This is a genomic window from Tardiphaga sp. 20_F10_N6_6, from assembly GCF_052076045.1.
In the GTDB taxonomy this organism is placed as follows: domain Bacteria; phylum Pseudomonadota; class Alphaproteobacteria; order Rhizobiales; family Xanthobacteraceae; genus Tardiphaga; species Tardiphaga robiniae.
This window is the reverse complement of record NZ_CP197239.1, coordinates 2,792,916-2,813,578: the sequence shown is the minus strand read 5'-3', so window position 1 is coordinate 2,813,578 and position 20,663 is coordinate 2,792,916. Positions and strand designations below refer to the sequence as shown.

Annotated in this window: 20 protein-coding genes; 14 read left to right on the top strand and 6 right to left on the bottom strand. The window is 61.2% G+C overall.

Annotated features, from left to right (window positions below; translation table 11 throughout):
• Positions 1-15 precede the first annotated feature (15 nt).
• Both paaI and paaG read right to left on the bottom strand, forming a co-directional pair.
• Positions 16-486, bottom strand: coding sequence for a hydroxyphenylacetyl-CoA thioesterase PaaI (gene paaI / locus AB7813_RS13580; RefSeq protein ID WP_439064717.1), 471 nt, complete (start codon positions 484-486; stop codon positions 16-18).
• Positions 486-1,277 carry a 2-(1,2-epoxy-1,2-dihydrophenyl)acetyl-CoA isomerase PaaG gene (gene paaG / locus AB7813_RS13575; RefSeq protein WP_439064716.1) on the bottom strand — a complete coding sequence of 264 codons (792 nt, stop codon included), beginning with the start codon at positions 1,275-1,277 and terminating at the stop codon, positions 486-488. Before paaG ends, paaI begins: the two co-directional genes overlap by 1 nt.
• Before the next feature lie 200 nt (positions 1,278-1,477).
• Between paaG and AB7813_RS13570 the strand changes: the two genes are divergently transcribed.
• The 6 genes from AB7813_RS13570 (at position 1,478) to AB7813_RS13545 (ending at position 7,303) form a co-directional block, all read left to right on the top strand.
• Positions 1,478-2,659, top strand: a complete 1,182-nt coding sequence (locus tag AB7813_RS13570) for an ABC transporter substrate-binding protein (RefSeq protein ID WP_439064715.1) — start codon at positions 1,478-1,480, stop codon at positions 2,657-2,659.
• A 106-nt stretch (positions 2,660-2,765) separates the two neighbouring features.
• Entirely contained in the window at positions 2,766-3,638 is an 873-nt protein-coding gene (locus tag AB7813_RS13565; protein ID WP_068734804.1) for a branched-chain amino acid ABC transporter permease, read from the top strand.
• A 3-nt stretch (positions 3,639-3,641) separates the two neighbouring features.
• Positions 3,642-4,586: a branched-chain amino acid ABC transporter permease gene (locus AB7813_RS13560; RefSeq protein ID WP_093756939.1), complete on the top strand. Its 945-nt coding sequence runs from the start codon at positions 3,642-3,644 to the stop codon at positions 4,584-4,586.
• Positions 4,583-5,365 carry an ABC transporter ATP-binding protein gene (locus AB7813_RS13555; protein WP_439064713.1) on the top strand — a complete coding sequence of 261 codons (783 nt, stop codon included), beginning with the start codon at positions 4,583-4,585 and terminating at the stop codon, positions 5,363-5,365. Before AB7813_RS13560 ends, AB7813_RS13555 begins: the two co-directional genes overlap by 4 nt.
• Positions 5,358-6,062, top strand: a complete 705-nt coding sequence (locus AB7813_RS13550) for an ABC transporter ATP-binding protein (RefSeq protein ID WP_439065889.1) — start codon at positions 5,358-5,360, stop codon at positions 6,060-6,062. The genes AB7813_RS13555 and AB7813_RS13550 overlap by 8 nt, the downstream gene beginning before the upstream one ends.
• 80 nt (positions 6,063-6,142) lie before the next feature.
• Positions 6,143-7,303, top strand: coding sequence for an IS30 family transposase (locus tag AB7813_RS13545; protein WP_441228164.1), 1,161 nt, complete (start codon positions 6,143-6,145; stop codon positions 7,301-7,303).
• A 421-nt stretch (positions 7,304-7,724) separates the two neighbouring features.
• Here AB7813_RS13545 and AB7813_RS13540 read toward each other — a convergent pair whose 3' ends face one another.
• Positions 7,725-8,501, bottom strand: a complete 777-nt coding sequence (locus AB7813_RS13540; RefSeq protein ID WP_175366272.1) for an SDR family oxidoreductase — start codon at positions 8,499-8,501, stop codon at positions 7,725-7,727.
• A gap of 25 nt (positions 8,502-8,526) precedes the next feature.
• Positions 8,527-9,225, bottom strand: coding sequence for a GntR family transcriptional regulator (locus AB7813_RS13535; RefSeq protein ID WP_175366271.1), 699 nt, complete (start codon positions 9,223-9,225; stop codon positions 8,527-8,529).
• A 181-nt stretch (positions 9,226-9,406) separates the two neighbouring features.
• Here AB7813_RS13535 and AB7813_RS13530 point away from each other — a divergent pair, with 181 nt between their 5' ends.
• The 5 genes from AB7813_RS13530 (at position 9,407) to AB7813_RS13510 (ending at position 16,108) form a co-directional block, all read left to right on the top strand.
• The gene (locus AB7813_RS13530; protein ID WP_439084174.1) at positions 9,407-10,663 is read left to right on the top strand and encodes an ABC transporter substrate-binding protein; all 1,257 of its coding nucleotides are present in this window, start codon (positions 9,407-9,409) and stop codon (positions 10,661-10,663) included.
• A 121-nt stretch (positions 10,664-10,784) separates the two neighbouring features.
• Entirely contained in the window at positions 10,785-11,663 is an 879-nt protein-coding gene (locus AB7813_RS13525; RefSeq protein ID WP_068734877.1) for a branched-chain amino acid ABC transporter permease, read from the top strand.
• Between the two features lie 10 nt (positions 11,664-11,673).
• On the top strand, positions 11,674-14,193 hold the full coding sequence (locus AB7813_RS13520) for a branched-chain amino acid ABC transporter ATP-binding protein/permease (RefSeq protein WP_439064712.1): 2,520 nt from the start codon (positions 11,674-11,676) through the stop codon (positions 14,191-14,193).
• Between the two features lie 8 nt (positions 14,194-14,201).
• Entirely contained in the window at positions 14,202-15,149 is a 948-nt protein-coding gene (locus AB7813_RS13515) for a 3-hydroxyacyl-CoA dehydrogenase (RefSeq protein WP_439084175.1), read from the top strand.
• 35 nt (positions 15,150-15,184) lie between these two features.
• On the top strand, positions 15,185-16,108 hold the full coding sequence (locus AB7813_RS13510) for a 3-keto-5-aminohexanoate cleavage protein (RefSeq protein WP_068734883.1): 924 nt from the start codon (positions 15,185-15,187) through the stop codon (positions 16,106-16,108).
• A gap of 393 nt (positions 16,109-16,501) precedes the next feature.
• On the opposite strand, the gene AB7813_RS13505 is transcribed toward AB7813_RS13510, so the two are convergent.
• A complete protein-coding gene (locus tag AB7813_RS13505; protein ID WP_158596890.1) occupies positions 16,502-16,675 on the bottom strand; it encodes a hypothetical protein in 174 nt (57 codons plus the stop codon).
• Positions 16,676-16,962: 287 nt separating this feature from the next.
• The gene (locus AB7813_RS13500; protein WP_439064711.1) at positions 16,963-18,027 is read right to left on the bottom strand and encodes a LacI family DNA-binding transcriptional regulator; all 1,065 of its coding nucleotides are present in this window, start codon (positions 18,025-18,027) and stop codon (positions 16,963-16,965) included.
• 71 nt (positions 18,028-18,098) lie between these two features.
• On the opposite strand from AB7813_RS13500, the gene AB7813_RS13495 reads away from it, so the two are divergent.
• The 3 genes from AB7813_RS13495 to AB7813_RS13485 are packed head-to-tail and all read left to right on the top strand — an operon-like array spanning position 18,099 to position 20,647.
• Positions 18,099-18,989 (top strand): dioxygenase family protein, encoded by an 891-nt coding sequence (locus AB7813_RS13495; RefSeq protein ID WP_439064710.1) that lies wholly within the window; start codon positions 18,099-18,101, stop codon positions 18,987-18,989.
• A 7-nt stretch (positions 18,990-18,996) separates the two neighbouring features.
• Positions 18,997-19,743, top strand: coding sequence for an SDR family NAD(P)-dependent oxidoreductase (locus AB7813_RS13490; RefSeq protein WP_089265522.1), 747 nt, complete (start codon positions 18,997-18,999; stop codon positions 19,741-19,743).
• 19 nt (positions 19,744-19,762) lie between these two features.
• On the top strand, positions 19,763-20,647 hold the full coding sequence (locus tag AB7813_RS13485; RefSeq protein WP_320447864.1) for a 3-keto-5-aminohexanoate cleavage protein: 885 nt from the start codon (positions 19,763-19,765) through the stop codon (positions 20,645-20,647).
• Positions 20,648-20,663: the final 16 nt, after the last annotated feature.

The window sequence follows — 20,663 nt, the reverse complement described above, 5'->3', positions numbered from 1 at the left end:
CTCCCGGATCTGCTTTTATTGATCTGCCGTGGAATTCGGCGGCAGCACCTCGCCCGCAATGGTGCGCGAGTGGCCGCGGAATTCTGCAACGACGATATTCTTGCTGTCGCGCACAGTGACGTCGTAGATGCCGCCGCGCCCGGCCTTGGAGCGTTCGATGGCATGGGCGGTGAGCGTCTCGCCGGCAGGAACAGCGCGGATGAATGTCACGGCGCATTGTTGCGCGACGGTGCGCTGATTGTAGCTGTTGCAGGCAAAAGCGAAGGTCGAGTCGGCGAGCGTGAAGATGAAGCCGCCATGGCAGATGTCGTGACCATTGGTCATGTCCGGGCGCACCGTCATGGACAACACGGCTTCGCCGGGCGCGATCCGCTGGATCGACATGCCCATTGCCTTGCTGGCGCGATCGTTACGCCACATCGCATCGGCACAGGCCTGCGCCACAGTCTGCGCCGCGGCCTCGGCTGTTGCCTCGCGCGCTTCCATCACTGCCTCCCGACGAAACGCGGTGCGCGTTTTTCCATAAAGGCGGTGACGCCTTCGAGATAATCCGGCGTCCGGCCGGCCTGTCCCTGCAGATCGCATTCGAGGTCGAGTTGCTGGTCGAGACTGTTGGTCTCGGAGGCATCGAGCGCCTGTTTCATCAGCGCAAGTCCTGCCGTGGGTTGGGTCGCAAAATGCGTGGCGAGACGATGCGCCTCGGTCATCAGGTCGGCGTCATCGACCGATTTCCAGATCATGCCCCAGGCTTCCGCCTGGTCCGCGGGAACGGGTTCGGCGAGCAGTGCAAGCGCGCGGGCCCGCGCGGTGCCCACCAGTCTCGGCAGGATCCACGTGCCGCCAGCATCCGGGACGAGGCCGAGCTTGGCAAAGGCCTGAATGAATTTCGCGGAGCGCGCGGCGATCACGATGTCGCAGGCGAAGGCCACATTGGCGCCCGCGCCGGCCGCGACGCCGTTGACGGCACAGATCACTGGCATCGGCAGGCTGCGCAATTTGCGAACCAGCGGATTGTAGTAGGTCGCAATGGTGACCGAGAGATCCGGTGTTTCACCCGGCGTGAACACGCCGTCGGAGAGGTCCTGCCCAGCACAGAAGCCGCGGCCGGCGCCAGTCAGAATGATGGCCCGGCAAGACGTGTCGGTTTCCGCAGTCACCAGCGCCGCCATCAGTTCGGCATGCATTGCAGCGCTGAACGAGTTCAACCGGTCCGGCCTGTTGAGCGTGAGAACGCGATAGCCTTCGCGGATATCGGTCGTGACGAGGCTCGTATCCACCGCTTCCTCCCTATTATTGCTTCGTCGTTATTTTTCGGCTCTGCGCCGTTGTGAAGCAGACGTTACTATTGACCAACCGTCCGGTCAATTATAAAAGTCGACCCGGGATTTGGTGCCATCGCGCGCGGTTTGGCCGCTAGGATGCACACAAAGCGCCGGGAACGCTCAAAAATGGGCGGCCATCACAAGGGAGGAACGAGATGACGTGCCACTCGCATTTCAAGAGCCTTGCTATTGCCGCAGCCATCGCGCTGCCGCTGTCGGGATTGTCCATCTACAGTCCGGCGCTCGCACAGCAGACTGTCAAAATCGGGTCAGTGTTGTCGGTTACAGGTCCCGCGTCGTTTCTCGGCGAACCCGAAGACAAAACGCTGCGCATGTATGTCGACAAGATCAACGCCGCTGGCGGCGTGGCCGGCAAGAAGATCGAACTCGTGATCTATGACGACGGCGGCGATGCCAACAAGGCGCGGACATTCGCCACCCGTCTGATCGAGGACGACAAGGTGGTCGCGATGGTCGGAGGCTCCACCACGGGCACCACCATGGCGATGGTGCCGGTGTTCGAAGAGGCGCAGGTCCCGTTTATTTCGCTGGCGGGTGCGATCGAAGTGGTCGATCCCGTGCGCAAGTTCATCTTCAAGACGCCGCACACAGACAAAATGGCGTGCGAGAAGATCTTCGAAAATCTCAAGCAGCGCAATTTTACCAAGATCGCGATGATCTCCGGCACCGACGGCTTCGGCGCTTCGATGCGGGCGCAATGCGTCAAGGTCGCCCCGACCTATGGCGTGCAGATCGTCGCCGAGGAAACCTATGGCCCGCGCGACAGCGACATGACGGCGCAGCTCACCAAGATCAAGGGCGTTGCCGGGGTGCAGGCCGTGGTTAACCCCGGTTTCGGACAAGGGCCCGCGATCGTGACGCGCAACTATGCGCAGCTCGGCATGTCGGCGACCCCGCTGTATCAGAGCCATGGCGTGGCATCGAAGAGCTTCATCGAACTCGCCGGTCCAGCTGCGGAAGGCGTACGGCTTCCGGCCGCGGCGCTTCTGGTCGGCGACAAGCTGCCGGACGGCGATCCGCAGAAGAAGGTCGTGGTCGACTACAAGCAGACCTTCGAGGCGACTGCCAAGCAACCGGTCTCGACCTTTGGCGGTCATGCATATGACGGGTTGTACCTCATGGTTGAGGCGATGAAGCGCGCCAATTCCACCGACGCCAAGAAAGTGCGCGATGAAATCGAGAAGACCAAGGGCTTTGTCGGCACCGGTGGCATCGTGACCATGTCGCCGACTGACCATCTCGGCCTCGATCTATCCGCCTTCCGCATGCTGGAAGTGAAGGGCGGCGACTGGGCCCTGTTGCCACCCGGTACCTGACGTCACAACCGGCGATCTCCGCGACACGCATGGTCGTGCGCGGGGATCGACTGCTCTCGCTCCACGCAGAACAGATTGTACTGGCAATGAAAGGCCGTTGGCACGCATGCCGGAGTTTTTTCAATTCCTGGTCTCGGGCCTGACGATCGGCGCGGTCTACGCCCTGGTCGCACTTGGCTTTACCCTGGTTTACAACGCCTCCGACGTGGTGAACTTCGCTCAAGGCGAGTTCGTCATGCTGGGCGGAATGGTCACGGTGTTCGTTCATGCGGCCGGTGTGCCGCTGCCGCTTGCGGCGCTGGTCGCGGTCATCGTGTCGGTCGTCCTTGGCCTGTCGCTGTACTGGCTCGCAATCGCGCCGGCCCGCGGTGCGTCGGCCGTGTCGCTGATCATCATCACCATCGGTGCGTCGATCCTGCTGCGCGGTGCGGCGCAGATCGTTTTCGACAAGCAGTTTCACAAGCTGCCGGCATTCTCCGGCGATACGCCGGTGCAGATGCTGGGCGCCGCGGTTCAGCCGCAGAGCTTCTGGGTGATTGGCGGCACCGCCGTGATGGTCCTGCTGCTCTACGTCTTTCTCGAACGCACCCTGCTCGGCAAGGCTGTGCTCGCCACATCGGCCAATCGGTTCGCCGCACGGCTTGTCGGCATCAACACCACGACCATCATGGCGTTGGCTTTCGGCGGCTCGGCCGCCATCGGTGGTGTTGCCGGCATCCTGATCACGCCGATTACCCTGACGAGCTACGATGTCGGCACGTTGCTGGCGCTGAAGGGCTTTGCCGCAGCCATGCTCGGCGGCATGGGCAATCCACTCGGTGCTGTTGCTGGCGGGCTGCTGCTCGGGTTGCTCGAAGCGTTCGGCGCCGGCTACATCAGCTCAACCTACAAGGATGCGTTTGCCTTCATCGTGATCCTCGCCGTGCTGTTCGCCGCGCCACAGGGGCTGTTCGGCCGCCGTACCATCGAGAGGGTCTGAGCGATGCTTGCAGCCCTGCGTCACCGCTATGGAATTCTGCTGGTGCTGGCGATCGTCATCGCCGTCCTGCCGCTGGCATTTCCGTCGAGCTATTATTTCCGGGTCGCGTCATTGGTCTGGGTCTCTGCCTTCGCGGCGATCGGCCTGAATATCCTGATGGGCAAGGCCGGGCAGGTCAGCCTCGGCCATGCCGGTTTTTTCGGGATCGGCGCCTATGCGGTCGCGATCGGCCCGACGCATCTCGGCATCTCGTCGCTGGCGGCGCTGCTGCTCGGCTGCCTGCTGTCGGCGCTGCTGGCCTTCCTTGTCGGCCGCCCGATCCTTCGTCTGAAGGGGCACTATCTCGCTATCGCAACGCTCGGATTCGGGGTGCTGGTGGCACTGGTCATCACCACAGAAAGCCGCTGGACCGGAGGTCCGGATGGTATGTCGGTGATGAAACTCACGCTGTTTGGCTGGCGCGCCAGCGGCTCCGATACCTGGTACTGGATCACAGGCGGACTGCTGCTCGCAGGTACATGGATCGCACTCAATCTCGATGAGACGCCGACCGGACGCGCATTTCGGGCGCTGCATGACAGCGAGATCGCTGCAAGGGTGACCGGCATCAACGTCAATCGTTTCAAGCTGCAGGCCTTCGTCATTGCAGCGGTCTACGCCTCACTGGCGGGCTCTGCGCTCGCGCTGATGAACGGCTTCGTCAATCCGGATCAGGCCGGCTTCCTGCATTCCATCGAACTCGTGACCATGGTCGTCCTCGGTGGCCTCGGCTCGGTGCTGGGCAGTATCGTCGGGGCGGCCGTGTTGATCATGCTGCCGCAGGTGCTTACCGTGTTCCAGGAATACGAGAACCTGATGTTGGGTTTCATCATCATCGTCTCGATGATCTTCATGCGCGAGGGCATCGTGCCCGTGCTGTCGAAATTCATGACGGGGCGGCGCGCATGACCATTCTCAAAGTCAGCGACATCGGCATCTCATTCGGAGGTCTCAAGGCCATCGACGGCGTCGGCTTCTCGGTGGAGGCTGGTCAGATATTCTCCATCATCGGGCCGAATGGTGCCGGCAAGACCACATTGTTCAATGTGATCTCCGGCATCTACGAGGCCAGTCAGGGTCGTATCGAACTGGCAGGCCAGGATGTCACTCGCCTCGAACCCGATGCGCTGGCGGCGCGGGGCCTGTCCAGAACATTTCAGAACCTGCAGATATTCCAGCGCATGACCGCAGTGGAGAACGTCATGGTCGGCCGCCATCTGCAGGAGAAGTGTAATCTGTTCGCGGATCTGTTGCGGCTGCCTTCGGTGACGCGCCAGAACGAGGAGACCCGTGCGGCTGCGCTTGCTTTCCTGGATGAGGTTGGCTTGCGGGACCAGGCCGACACCCCGGCGGGCGCGCTATCCTATGGGGCCTGCAAGCGCCTTGAGATCGCACGCGCGCTGGCTGCCGAGCCGCGTGTGTTGTTGCTCGACGAGCCGGCGGCAGGCTGCAATTCAGTGGAGACCGAGGAGATCGACCGGCTGATCTGTCGGGTGGCCGCGAAGGGCATCGCCGTGGTGCTGGTCGAGCATGACATGAAGCTGGTGATGAAGATCTCTGATCGAATCCTGGCGCTGGAGCGGGGGCGGCCGCTCATTGAGGGCAGTCCGGGCGAGGTGCGCGCCAACCCGGCCGTGCTTGAAGCCTATCTCGGCAAACATGGCGCGCGGGAGGCTGCCCGTGCTTGAGATCTCCAATCTCCGCAGCTGCTATGGACGTATCGAAGTCCTTAAGGGCATCAGTCTCGACGTGCAGACCGGCGAAGTTGTTGCGCTGATCGGTTCAAACGGCGCGGGAAAGACGACGCTGCTGCACGCGCTATCCGGAGTTCAGCCGATCAGCGACGGTCAGGTGACGTTTCTTGGTGAACGCATCGACGGCTTGCCTGCGCATCGCCGCGTGGCGCGTGGCATTCTCCAGTCGCCGGAGGGGCGGCAGATATTCGGCCCGCTCACCGTGGAGGATAACCTCCGGCTCGGCGCCTATCTGCGGCGCGACAAGGAGATCGCTGCAGATCGCGACAGGATCTTCGGCATGTTTCCAATTCTGGCCGAGAAGCGAAATCAAATAGCAGGGGGTTTGTCAGGCGGACAGCAGCAGATGCTGGCCATCGGCCGTGCTTTGATGGGCAAACCAAAGCTGCTGCTGCTAGACGAACCTTCGCTCGGTCTGTCACCCTTGCTTGTTGACCAGATCCTGACGGCCATTGTTTCGCTACGTGCCCTCGGCATGACCGTATTGCTTGTTGAGCAGAATGCCATGGCAGCGCTTGAAATCGCTGACCGCGGTTATGTGATTGAAACCGGCCATATTGTCCATGCCGGACCCGCATCGCAATTGCTGTCAGATCCCAAAGTAAAAGCGGCTTATCTCGGCTTGGAATAACGTAGGTATGGCTGCTTGTGGCGGCGGGCTCAATTGGTCAGCGCAACACTCTAATCTTATGGGAAAGATGGAGTGCAGGCATGAAACAGCGACCTCGCATCTATTACTCGGCAGCCCAGCGATCTTTGATCTGGGATCGTTGGCAGGCAGGCGAGCCGATGAGTTCGATTGGGCGTCGGTTTGAACGGGATTCTTCATCGGTTTTCTCGGTTATATCTCCGTCCGGAGGCATCCGTCCGCCAGATCGGCGTCGCGCCGAACGGGCTCTTAGCCTTACTGAGCGAGAGGAGATCTCCCGATGGCTCAGCATGCGCCGCTCCTTGCGATCGATAGCGCGTCATCTGGGACGATCTGCGTCGACGATCAGCCGTGAGGTTCAACGCAATGGCGGAACGGATCGCTACCGTGCTGCGCAGTCTGATCACAGCGCGTGGGATCGGGCCCGTCGCCCCAAGCTTTGCAAGCTGGCTTGCCGTCCTTTCCTGAGACGGACAGTATCGAGACTACTGCAGAGACAATGGTCGCCGGAGCAGATCGCCGGCTGGCTGAAGCGCACACACCCGGCGGAGCCTGAAAAGCAGGTGTCACACGAGACGATTTATCGCAGCCTATTCATTCAGGCGCGCGGCGTGTTGAAAAAGGAGCTTCTCGAGCACCTGAGGGCGAAACGCACGGTTCGTCGTTCTAGGCACGCGAGCATGAAACGGACCGGACTCGGCCAGATCAAGAACGCCGTATCCATCAGCGAACGACCGCCGTCTGTTGAAGATCGTGCGGTCCCAGGCCATTGGGAAGGCGATCTGATCGGCGGATCGAGAAATAGCTACATCGCAACGCTGGTTGAACGCCATTCGCGCTACGTGATGCTGATCAAGGTTGCGAACAAGAACACCGAAAGCGTCGTCTCTGCGCTGATCAAGCAGTCACGGCGATTGCCTGGCGAACTCTACCGGTCCCTGACCTGGGATAGAGGCAAGGAGCTCGCCGACCATCAGCGACTGGCATTGGCCACCGACGTCGACATCTACTTTTGTGACCCTCGCTCCCCATGGCAGCGCGGATCAAACGAGAACACCAACAGATTACTGCGCCAATATCTGCCGCGCGGCACCGATCTGTCCTTACACAGTCAAGCCAAGCTTAGCGCCATCGCAAGACAGCTCAATGAGCGGCCGCGAAAAACCTTGCTCTATCAGACGCCAGCTGAGAAGTTCGCCGAGTGTGTTGCAGCGATCGGTTGAACTCGCCGCGCAAAGTGGACACCCAGGGTGTCAATGCGAGCAGTAATTCATCCACTGGCCGTCACCGTCATCGCTCACGCCATCATACTGTGGGACAAACAGGGGTTCGTCGTGTCGGTGGTCGCGTATGATTCCCTCCCTGGGCACCATGTTATTGAAGAGATCTTTCCCTTCATTAATTTAGGCGCCGTCAGTGTGTTGCGCTTGCCCGACTGCCTACAAGGGTACGCAACAATGCTGTTTCGGGTGGTACGTCCTATGAAGTGGAAAAGCTCGCATTCTGCCTATTTCGCGTAGCGCATTCCGGCCGACATAAAGCATCGGGTTCGCAGTGTCCGTACCTGACCCACTGCGAACTTAGAAATTAGAGACTGCTTCGCAGTGTCGTCAGTTGGCTTGCTCGAGTCTTGAGCATCGACCGCTAGCCTAGCATTTGGGTGTCGCCGCAGATCGAAATAGCCTGGCCCGAGATCGTACGTCCGCGTGGGCTGGCCAGGAACAGGATCTGGTCGGCGATCTGTTCCGGTGTGACATAGTCCTTGATTGACGTATAGGAGAACGCTGTTTTCTCCATCTCCGCAAAGGAAATGCCGCGCTGCTGCGCCTTGGCTTCCAGCACGCGGCGCTGGCGATCGCCGGCGACGAGGCCGGGCAGGATCGTGTTGACGCGGATGTTGTCGGGGCCGAGCTCGATGGAGAGCGATTTCGTGAAGCCGATGACGCCCCATTTCGCTGCGGCATAGGGCGAGCGCATCGCGAAGCCTACGCGGCCAGCCGCCGAGGACAGGTTGACGATGGAGCCGTTGCTGCTCTGGCGCAGCAGCGGTACGGCGAGGCGCGTGCAGTTGAACTGGCCGGTCAGGCAGATGTTCAGGCAACGATCCCAGTCATCGGGATGCATCTCCTCGACCTTGGCGGTCGGGCCTGCGACGCCGGCATTGTTGACGAGGACATCGAGGCCGCCGAGTTTGGCTGTTGCCTCATCGAACAGCCTTTGAACTGACGGACGATCAGCAACGTCGCAATGTGTCTGGGTGATTGTGGGATCACTCGCTGTGAGTGCGGCAAGAGCAGCCTGGTCCACATCGCAGACATGAACGCGTGCGCCTTCGCCGGCAAAGGCGCGGGCGATGGCGAGGCCAATTCCGTTGGCGCCCGCGGTAACGATGACGCGCAAACCCTTGATGTTGAGATCCATGGTGGCTCCGGGGACTTTGTGAGGACTAGGCGGAGAGGCCGCCGCGCGACAGGATGAAATTGGCAGCGCTGGTGATATCGGCAGCGATCCCGACTTTGGCAGCTTCGGCATCACCGATCTCGATCGCCTTGCGAACGTCCGCATGAAACCGAATGGCTTCACCCTTGGCGAGGCGATCGGGATTGCCGCGCAGATCGAGATTGATGACGGGGCCAGCCTTGAGCCAGAGCGCACGGATGATCTCGACCAGGATCGGCGACTGCGCGGCCTCGTAGACGGCAAAGTGAAACGTCTTGTTGAGTTCGACGGCGCGCGGCAGGTCGGGTGCCTTCAATTCACTTTCCGCGCGCATCGCGGCTTCGGCGATCGCGATCGATGCAAGATTGCGGTCTCCACGTAGTCGCGCTGCCTCTGCTGCGGCATGACCCTCGATAGCGATACGCACCTTCGTCAGATCGCGAAACTGCGTAGCCGACATCACGGGCACGCGCACGGCACGGTTTGCCGCGACTTCCAGCGCCTTGTCGGCGACGAGGCGGGACACCGCTTCGCGCACCGGCATGATCGACACGCCGAGCACTTCGGCGGCCGTACGCAATGACAGCTTTTCGCCAGGCGCGAGTCTACCCGAGATGAGCAAATCCGCCAGTTGCGCGTAAGCGCGCTCGCCCAGCGTCTGGCGGTCGAGCGGCTCCACAAGGGTCAGCGCAGTCGGCAGGTTCAACGCGGTCTCCGGGCATCGTCGCGAAATTACAGGGAGGGACTCGACAAAGTCCCCGTCTTTTGCAACTCTAACTGTGATCACAGATCACGGCAAGCGGACAAAGCCCTCTCAACAGAAGAGTGCGGCGCCTGCCGGAGGGGAAACAGCCGCGCCGCGCGGCCGTATCAGGGAGACGAATCTGATGTCGAACACCAATCAATTCACGCGCCGCAGTCTGCTGAAGACCGCGGGCGGTCTCGCACTTGCTTCCGGCCTCTCTGCGCCATCGGTTCTGAGCGCGCAGACCTCCGACGTCATTCGCATCGGCCATCTCACGCCGCGTACCGGCTTTCTCGGCCCGCTCGGCGAATATGGTGTGATGGCCATCGATCTCGCTGTTGAGGAGATCAATGCCGCTGGCGGCCTGATGGGGCGCAAGGTTGAACTGCTCAAGGAGGACTCGATCAATCCTCAAACGGCATCGACCAAGGCGGAGCGCATGATCGAGCGCGACAAGGTCGCCTGTATCATCGGCGAAATTTCTTCGGCATCGTGTCTGACCATCGCGCAGGTCGCCACGCGCAGCAAGACGCTGTTCATCAACACCGGCGGAAATTCCGATGCGCTACGCGGCAAGGACTGCCAGCGCTATATGTTCCACGTCGAGTCGCAGAACTCGATGTATGTAAAGACCGTCGGCCGCTCGTTTCTGCGCGATGGTCTCGTGAAGGGCAAGAAGTGGTACTCGCTCACGGCCGACTATGCCTTCGGCCATGACCTGCTAAGCGTATCGAAGCGCTTCATGCAGGCCAATGGCGGTAATTTCGCGGGCGACGACCTGGTGCCCACCGACGCCACGGACTTTTCTGCCTATCTCCTCAAGATCCGCGAGGCCAAGCCTGATCTCGTGGTGATCAATCTTGCGGGCAACCAGATCACCAACTTCCTCAAGCAATATGCCGAATTCGGTCTGACTTTCCCGGTCGGCGGTTTCGGCTTCGACACGGCTCTGGCCTGGGCTGCTGGCAAGGGCAATTTCGTCGGCACCTGGCCTGTGGTCTGGCACCATCTGCTGGACACGCCCGGCAGCAAGGCCTTCGTCGCGGCCTTCACCAAGAAGTACAACAAGCCGCCGGAGAACCAGGCCTGGGGCGACTACATCGCCACCAAGATTGTGGCGCAGAGCATCAACGAGTTGAAATCGGCTGAGTCGCCGAAGATCATCGAGCATTTCGAGAAGGGCGCGAAGTTCGATCTGTTGAAGACACGTCCCGGCTACTTCCGCGCATCGGATCATCAGCTGATGCACGAAATGTATGCGGTGACGGCGCTGCCTGCGGACAAGATCAAGAACCAGTGGGACATCTTCTCATCGAGCCCGGCCGTCCCGGGGCCGGATGAACCGCTCGAAGTGATTGCGTCTACCGCGGAAGAGAACGTCTGCAAATTCCCGAGCTAGCAACAATGTCGGCGTTTCGCCTTCGGGCGAGACGCCGACATTCTGCTCGCGAAGTTGCTTTCGTCTCGTCCTTCCGACCCCTGTCAGATGCGCATCAGCGCGCGACTGCGGAGCCCATATCATGTCCGCCATGTTGCTCACCCAGCAGATCCTCAACGGACTGCTTGATGGTGTCTATTATCTTCTGATTGCGCTCGGCCTGTCGCTGATCTTTTCGCTCGGCGGCATCGTGAATCTCGCGCATGGCGCGTTCTATGCGATTGGCGCCTATCTTACCCTTGTCATTTCGCCCTATCTCGGCTTCGGTGGTGCATTCGTCGTGGCCCCCGTTGTCGTTGCGTTGCTCGGCGTTGTCATCGAGCGGACGTTGTTCCGGCGCTTCTATCGGTCAGATCCCATTCTCTCGCTGCTACTGACTTTCGGGCTCGCGATGGTCGCCGAGCAGGCCTTGCGTATGATCTTCGGCGCGCCGCCTTTGTCGTATTCGATCCCGCCAGCGCTGCGCGGTCAGGTCGCGATCGGAAGCTTCATCTATTCGTTCTATCGCGTGGTGTTGCTCGGCATTGCCGTGGCCTGTGTGGTCGGGCTCTGGGTGCTGCTGCAGAAGACCTCATTCGGCCGTGTGGTCCGGGCCGGCGTGCAAAATCCGGACATGGTCGGAGCGCTCGGTATCTCGCTGCAGCCCTATATGTCGGTCGTCGCAGCCCTGGGTATTGGTCTGGCGGGACTCGCGGGCGTGTTGCTGGCGCCGATCTATTCGATCCATCCGGCGATGGGACAGGAGATCATCACGCCCGCCTTCGTGGTGGTCGTGATCGGTGGCCTCGGCTCGTTCTGGGGCGTGGTGATCGCTGCGCTGCTGGTCGGATTGGTCAAGGGCGTCATGGTCGGCATCGGCTATTCGGCGGCGTCCACGGCGGCGATCTATTTGTTGATGCTTCTGGTGCTGCTGTTCCGGCCGCGCGGCTTGTTCGGCGAACGCATCATGCGGTTCGAGTAAGGCGATGCCAATGTTGAATCGTCTTCCCGTTCCATTGCTGATCGCGGGCGTCGGCTTGCTCATCCTGCCGCCGATCTTGCTGGCGCTCGGATTGACCGTGACGTCGGCGACGGAGATCGTCGTCTTTGCACTGGCCTGCATGGCCCTGAATATCCTGGTGGGGCACACCGGTCTCGTCTCGTTCGGTCATGGCGCCTGGTTCGGCCTTGCGGCCTATGCTGCAGCGCTGATCCAGCGTAACTGGATGCCGAATTCATTCGTCGGGCCGACGCTGCTTGCGCTTGTCGTGGTGGCCATCACGGCGGCTGCCTTCGGCTACCTGATCCTGCGCCGCCGCGGCGTGTATTTCTCGCTGCTGACGCTGGCGCTCGCGGCCATGCTCTACAGCGTCTCGTTCCGCTGGACTGACGTCACCGGTGGCGAGAACGGCCTTGGCGGCATCACCCGGCCGGCACTGCTTGGCTTCGACCTCGATGCGGGTGCGACCTATTATTGGTTCGTGGCGCTGATCGCGTTTCTCGTGCTGATCCTGCTGTGGCGCTTCCACAATTCCACGGTCGGTTCGGTGCTGGTGGCGATCCGCGAAAACGAACAGCGCGCGCGCTTCCTCGGCTATCCCACCAATCGCTACAAGCTCGCCGCCTTCGTGCTGTCGGCTACCATCACCGGGCTGGCCGGCATTCTGCTGCTCTACAAGAACCGTATGACGTCGGCGGATCCCATTTCGGTGGCGTTCTCTGGCGAGCTTCTGGCCATGGTCGTGATCGGCGGCATGCGCAGTTTCCTCGGGCCGGCGCTCGGTGCGCTGTTTTTCATTCTGTTTCGTGAGTTTCTCGGCATCTATTCCGAGAACTGGTTGTTCTGGTTCGGTCTCGTTTTCGTTGGCTTCATCATCTTCTCGCCTACCGGCCTAATCGGTATGGGCGAGCGGCTGATCGCGCCATTCCGCAAGAAAGTGGAAGAAGACGCGGCAATGTCGGCGCGGCGCATCGAAGTGCTACCACTGCCGGAGTTTTTGCGACCGAAGTCGTCAGTCGACGGAGCGGTACTCGCTGCCAGCCATATCGTGAAAAGTTTCGGTGGCATCAAAGCCGTGCAGGGCGTCGATATCGCCATCGCCGATCGCACGCTGCATGCGCTGATCGGCCCGAACGGTGCCGGCAAGACCACGGCGTTCAATTTGCTGTCGGGTATGTACAAGCCGGATCAGGGAAGCGTGTCGCTGATGGGCATGCCTATCGCAGGCCATACACCGGAAGATATTGCAAGGGCCGGCATTGGGCGTTCGTTCCAGATTACCAACCTGTTTCCCACGCTCAGTGTTGGCGAAAATATCCGCCTCGCGGTGCAAGCACGGCATCCGCGGCGCTTCGATCCCGTGACCAACGCGCTATCGATTAGCGCAATCAACGCGGAGACCGATGCGGTGATCCGCTATCTCGGCCTCGCTGGAATCGAGAAGGCAGAGGCAGGCATGCTGTCTTACGGCGGCCAACGCCTGCTCGATATGGGCGTCGCGCTGGCTACAGCGCCGCGCGTCCTGTTGCTTGACGAACCGCTTGCAGGCCTCGCTGCTGCCGAACGTGAACGTATCGGTGCGATCATCAAGCGCATCTCGACCGATTTACCGGTCCTGCTGGTCGAGCATGACATCGATCGGGTGTTCCAGCTGGCCGACCACGTCACCGTCATGAATGAGGGACGCGTATTGCTGGATGGCTCCGTCGAAGAGGCGCGGTCCAGCCCGAAGGTGCAGGAAGTCTATATCGGGTCGGGCACGACGGCTGTGGCTGCGCGCCCCCGCGAGACCGCGGCGGGGGCGAAGCCGCTGCTGACGGTGAAGAATGTCGATACGTTCTATGGCAAGAGCCATATTCTCAACGACGTCAATTTTACCCTGCACGAGAACGAGATCATCGCACTGCTCGGGCGCAATGGCGCGGGTAAGTCGACCTTGCTCAAGTCGTTGATCGGGATCGCGCCGGCATCGAATGGCTCTATTCAACTGGCAGGCAGCGAGTTGATCGGCCTGTCGTCTGCGGAAGCTGCGCGGCTCGGCATCGGCTACGTACCACAGGGACGCGCCTTGTTCGCAGGCATGACCGTCGAGCAAAATCTCGAACTTGGTGGTCTCAAGCGGCAGACTGGCAATGGTGTGCATTGGACCCGCGAGCGCATCTACGACTATTTCCCACGCATTCGTGAGCGTCTCGACAGTCCCGCCGATTATCTGTCAGGCGGCGAGCAGCAGATGGTGGCCGTGGCGCGCGCGTTGTCGGGCGACGTCCGCGTCTTGTTGCTGGATGAGCCATTCGAAGGATTGGCGCCCGCGGTCGTGGAGCAGTTGTTTGAAACCTTTGACCGGCTTCGCAAGGAAATTGCCATCATCATCGTCGACCATAATCTCGATCTGGCTTTGGCTTTGTCCGATTCGACGGTGGCGCTGGAACGGGGCAAGGTCATTCATCAGGGGCCGTCGAAGGCCCTGCGTGACGATCTCGATCTGCGCCGCAAGGTGCTGTGGCTGTGAGAACATCAATGACACTGAACAATCGACATGTAGCGATCGTCGGCGTTGGCTTGATCGGACGCGCCTGGGCCGCGATTTTCGCGCGCGCTGGATGGACCGTGCGGCTGACAGATCCGCATCGCCCGACGCTGGATGCTGCGCTCGGGCTTATTCGCGATGAACTGCATGCGCTCGCCCGCCACGGACTTGCCAATGACCCCGACGGCGCCGCCGCGCGCATCTCGATAGCGGAAAGTCTGGCCGATGCGGTGAAGAACGTTTCCTTCGTACAGGAGAATGGCCCGGAGAACGTCGATCAGAAGATCGCCATCTTTTCCGAGCTGGATCGTCTTGCGCCTCCAGATGCACTGCTCGCATCATCCACCTCGGCCATCGTCGCCTCTCGCTTCACGGAAGCGCTTCCGGGGCGGGCGCGCTGCCTCGTCGGTCATCCCGTCAACCCGCCGCATCTGGTGCCGCTGGTCGAACTATGCGGCGCATCCTGGACCTCGCAGGAGACTATCGACCGCGCGCGTGAGATCTATCGCGAGATTGGGCAGGTCCCCGTGACCGTCAACCGCGAGATCAACGGTTTTATCCTCAATCGGCTGCAGGGCGCCTTGCTGGCGGAAGCGTTCCGTCTGGTCGGCGAAGGCTATGTCTCCGCGGAGGATCTCGATCACACTGTGAAGGACGGTCTCGGTCTGCGCTGGTCGTTTCTGGGCCCGCTGGAGACCATCGAGCTCAATGCGCCCGGCGGCATCCCGGATTACTGCGCGCGCTACACCGGTTTCTACAAGGAGCTGGCCGCTGCATCGGCAGGGCCCGAGGTTTATCAAAGCCCGAATGTCGACCGGGTGATAGCGGCCTGGCCGCATCAGCCGTCGCCCGATCGGATTGCCGCACTGACACAACAACGCAACGAACGCCTCGCAGCGCTGGCGGCTCACAAGGCCACGCAGCGTCCCAAATCCTGACTACACCATCTCTTAACAGTAAGACGGAGACTGACATGAGCCGCAAAGTCATCATCACCTGCGCCGTGACGGGCGCGATTCATACGCCCTCGATGTCCAAAGCATTGCCGGTAACGCCGCAAGAAATCGCCGACGCTGCCGTCGATGCGGCGGAAGCCGGCGCCGCCATTGTGCATCTGCATGCGCGCAACCCGAAGACCGGGCAACCCGATCAAAGTCCCGAAGCCTTTGCGCCATTCCTGAAGATCATCAAGCAGCGCACCAATGCGGTGATCAACCTGACTACCGGTGGTGCGCCCACCATGACGGTGGATGAACGCGTACGGCCTGCCGCGGTCTACAAGCCGGAAGTCGCCTCGCTCAACATGGGCTCAATGAATTTCGGATTCTTCGGGATGCTGAACCGCTTCAAGAAGTTCGAACATGATTGGGAATTGAAGCACCTGCAGAACAAGGACATTGTGTTCCGCAACACATTCCAGGACATTGAGTATGTGCTGAAGACACTGGCCGAGACGGGTACACGCTTCGAGTTCGAATGCTACGACACGGCGCACCTCTATAATCTCGCCTACTTCCTCGAACAGGGGCTGGTGAAGCCGCCGCTGTTCATCCAGACGGTGTTCGGTTTGCAGGGCGGTACAGGTGCACATCCCGAAGATGTGCTGCACATGAAGCGCACGGCGGATCGGTTGTTCGGCGACAAGTATGTCTGGTCGGTGCTCGGCGCCGGTCGCAATCAGCTGCCGATCGCGGCGATGGCCGCGGCCATGGGTGGCAATATCCGCGTCGGTCTGGAAGACTCGCTGTGGGCGGCGCCAGGTCGCATGGCCTCCTCGAATGCCGAGCAGGTCACGCTCGCGCGCAAAATCGTCGAAGGCTTGGGTCTTGAGATCGCGACCCCGGATGAAGCGCGCGAGATGCTTGATCTGAAGGGTGGAGACAAGCTGGAGGTCTAAGCTATCCCTGGAGGAGGCGGACAGTGCAAGAGATGTCCGCCTGCTCTGCTTTGGGGGAACCCTGCTGGCGAATGCCCGCTTCTGACACAAAGTCGACGTGATGGGTTACCGCTTTTGGCGCAAAGCGGACATTTGGCGCGCTGGACGTTGCGGGGATCGCATACTTTATCGTTCATGAATTTGGCATTTCTCAACCAAATCTCTCCGTATGATTCTGTTCACCATCCGCTTTAGGGAAGCGAAGAGCCGCATAAGAGATGCTGTGCCATGTTCGAAGATCAACTTCGACAAGGAGGCGTCAATGGCCCTTATCATTATGCCGTTTTTGGTGACCGCAGCGGCTGTCGGTATGTTTGTCCTGGCGACCGAGCGCACCGATGACAAACAATGCAGTTAGGCGCGGGGCTGGTCAGATTTAGAAACTTCCGGCTGATCGGAGAGCAGCTGAACAGCTTGCGAGATCAACAAGGCTACATCGCTTAGATCCAGGCGTTGGGCCCGGCCTCGCATGATGTGCAGATCGTTTTTCAACAGAATAAGTTGAGCGCGGCGAGAAACATCATGCATCTTGGGTTCCCTAGCGTGGGAACCGCCCAGCTTCATTATATGGAATGTGGAATAGCGCCGAATTACTGCACATGAATGTTCAATGCATCCCATATGACGTCAGATCTGTCATGCAACTCGCTCCGGTCTGATCACTCGCTTGTTATCGTTTGGTAGTCGCTTCTGGATTTGGCCGAATTGATAAGGAACGTCGGGGGCGTTTGCCGGTATGCGAGTCCGCCCTTGTTCAAAGCGAAGGGGCGCAAACCAGAATCACGCTGGCTCAATTAATCAGATCCAACGCTGGCTTATCGCGAGATCCTTGGTGGCTGTGTCGAGCGGCGCACGATGAGCAGGGGCGCTGTGACGACATAACGCGCATCGCCGCGGACACCTTCGATCAGGTCGAGCAGGAGCTGGCCGGTTTGTTCACCCATCTCGCGGTGGCTGATGCGGATCGTGGATAGCGGCGGATCCACCAGATCCACCAGCGGCATGTCGTTGTGACCGATCACTGACAGATCTTCCGGACATCGCCGGCCCGTTTCGCGCAACGCTTCATAGATGCCGAGCGCGAGGAGATCGTTGGCTGCGACGATGGCGGTGGCCTCAGGCTGTCGTGCGAGCAGTCTGAGTGCGGCAGCGCGTCCTGCCTCGCGCGTGAATGCTTCAGCCTCTTCAATATCATTGTCGGCTGGCGCGAAACCGGCTTCGTGCATTGCCTCCAAGAAACCGCGGCGGCGAAGCGATCCGGTCGATAGCATTTGCGGGCCGGCGAGGTGGAGGATGTGGCGATGTCCAAGTTCGAGAAGATGCGCAACCGCGAGCCGCATGCCGGCCACATCGTCCGAGACCACCGAAGGCACACGCGCCTCAGCTTCCGCGCGATTGACAAGCACGACAGGGACTTTCCAACTCAGACAACGCTCGATCGAATTATCCTTGAGCGCGACATTCGCCAGCACGAGGCCATCCACGCGGCGCGCCACGAGCCGTTGAACGATGTCGTCGGTGCCCGTCCGTTGCGGTTGCGGGTCGGCGACAATCAGCGCGTAGCCGCGCGCCGATAGCACGTCTTCGAGGCCGCCGATGATCGGCGAGAAGACGGGGTTCGCGATGTCCGGGACGATGATGCCGACCATGTTCGAACGGCCGCTGCGCAGACTCGCGGCCACCGTGTCCGGGCGGTAACCCAGCCGCTCCGCTGCTTCCAGAATCCGGCGCACGACCGGCTCACCGATCCGTCCGCGGCGGGCAGGGTCGAGCGCGCGCGACACGGTGGAGGGGTGCACTCCCACCTCGCGCGCCACGTCTTTGATTGTCGTCATCCCTGCCACGATCTCCAAACTAGCTGGTGCGGTTGACTTGCGCAATCGATTGCACTACATGTGCAATCGATTGCGCAGCGTGGACAGCCAAAAATTCGCAATGTGAGGGAGTGTCGATGATCATCACGCGTCAGGAGGATGTGACCGACGTTGTGCTTGCCGCGATGAGCGGTGCGCCGAACGAGCGGTTGCGCACGGTCATGGCCGTTTTCGTTCGTCATCTGCACGAATTTGCCCGCGAGGTTCGGCTGACCGAGGCGGAATTCGAGTTTGCTATCGATTTCCTGAACCGCATCGGCCAGGCGACAAACGACACCCATAACGAGGGCGTGTTGTTCAGCGATGCAGTCGGGCTCTCGACATTGGTCTGCCTGTTGAACAACGGCCAGGATGGCGCGAGCGAGACCGCCGCAGCGTTGCTCGGGCCGTTCTGGCGGGCGAACGCTCCGCGCGTGGAGAATGGTGCCTCGATCTTGCGTTCGCCGACGCCCGGTGCACCACTGTTCGTCGATTGCCGCATCACCGACGCACTGGGAGCGCCGCTCTCGGGTGTCAGCGTTGATGTCTGGCAGGCCTCGCCATCGGGAATGTACGAAAACCAGGACGCGGGTCAGGCTGACATGAATTTGCGCGGCGTGTTTGAGACCGATGCGAATGGCCGCTTCGCGTTCCGCTCGGTCAAGCCTGCTGGCTATCCGGTGCCGACCCATGGTCCGACCGGGGAGATGCTGGCCGCGCAGCGCCGGCATCCGTTCCGGCCGGCGCATCTGCATGTGCTTGCCTTCAAGCCAGGCTTCAAGACGCTGATCACGCAGATCTTTGTCGATGACGACGAGCATCTGGAGAGCGACGTCGTATTCGGCGTGACGCGTGCGCTGATTGGCGATTTCCGCAAGGGCGAAGGCGCGTCGCCAGCGCCGGATGTCGCTGGCGAATGGTTCAGCCTCAACTACACATTCGTCATGGAGCCCGGCGAAGCCGTCCTCCCGCATCCTCCCATCAAGTGAGCTGTCGATGTCGGATATTCTCGCTAACAAGGTAGCCGTGGTGATCGGCGGTTCGGGCGGCATCGGCGCCGCAGCCGCGCAAGCTTTGGCAGCCGAAGGTGCCCGTGTCGTCGTGACCTGGCGCTCTGGCGAAGCAGCTGCCAACGCGTTGCTGGCCGGCCTTCCGGGCGAAGGCCATCTCGCCAGACGCGCGGTAATTGAAGATAGCGCAACGCTGACGGCGCTTGCCGGCGAGGTGGAGCGAGCGTTCGGTCGCTGCGATATTCTCGTCAACACCGCCGGCTACACCAAGCCGATCCCGATCGGCGATCTCGACGCGTTGACCGACGAGTTCATCGACGACATGTTCAAGGTGAACTGGCGCGGCCAGTTCGCGGCCATCCGCGCTTTCACGCCGCTGCTCAAGGCGAGCGGCGACGGGCTCATCGTCAACGTTTCCTCGATTGCGGGGCTGAATGGCGTCGGCTCCAATCTGGCTTACGCTGCGATCAAGGCGGGCATCGACACCATGACCAAGTCGCTCGCGCGGGCGTTAGCGCCGGCAGTGCGCGTGATGGCGGTGTCGCCGGGCGTGGTGGCCACTGACTTTGTGCCGGGCCGTGATGCGGCCGCGCTTGAAAAGGTCGCGGGGACCATTCCGCTCAAGCGTGTTGCGACGGCCGAGGATGTCGGCCGCGCAATCGCGGCCTGCGCCACCCACCTGACCTATTCCACCGGCTCGCTGATCGTCGTTGACGGCGGCCGAGCGTTATAAGGAGAGATTGATGCGCCCGATGCTCGACAAGATCGTCATCACTTGCGCCGTCACCGGCAATCTGACGCGGCCGGACCAGACCCCCCATCTGCCAATCACGCCGGAAGAAATCGCCGACGCCTGTCTCGGTGCAGCTGAGGCCGGCGCGGCAGTCGCGCATATCCATGTGCGCGAGCCCGGCACCGGCGCGCCGTCAATGAAGCTCGAATATTATCAGGACGTCGTGGCGCGCATTCGCGCGCGCAATCGCAACCTGATCCTGAACATCACCACCGGTCCCGGCGGTCGTTTCGTGCCTTCGCAGGACGATCCCAAGGTCGCCGCCGCCGGTACTACGCTGATGAACCCGGAAGAACGCGTTGCCCATATCACGGCGCTGAAGCCTGACATCTGCACGCTCGATCTCAACACCATGAATTCCGGCGGGCAGGTGGTGATCAACACGCCCGGCAATGTGCGCCGCATGGCCAAGGTCATCCGCGAGGCCGGCGTGAAACCCGAGATCGAACTGTTCGATTCCGGCGATATCGCGCTGCTGCACGATCTCCTCGCCGACGGTACGCTCAGCGGCCCGGCGCTCACCTCCTTCGTGATGGGCGTGAAATACGGCTTCCAGCCGTCGCCGGAAACGGTGCTCTATGCGCGCGGTCTGCTGCCGCGGGATGCGCATTTCACGGCCATTGGCATCGGCCGCTCCACATTTCCCATGGTGGCGCAATCGGTGCTCGCCGGCGGTCATGCCCGCACCGGTCTGGAAGATGCGGTGATGCTCGGCCGCGGCGTACTGGCACCGTCGAACGCCGTGATGGTGGACAAGGCACGCCGCATCATCGAAGAACTCGGCGCGCAGATCGCGACGCCTGCTGAAGCACGCGCACTGTTCGATTTGCCGGGCGCCGCATAACACAGCATTCGAGGAC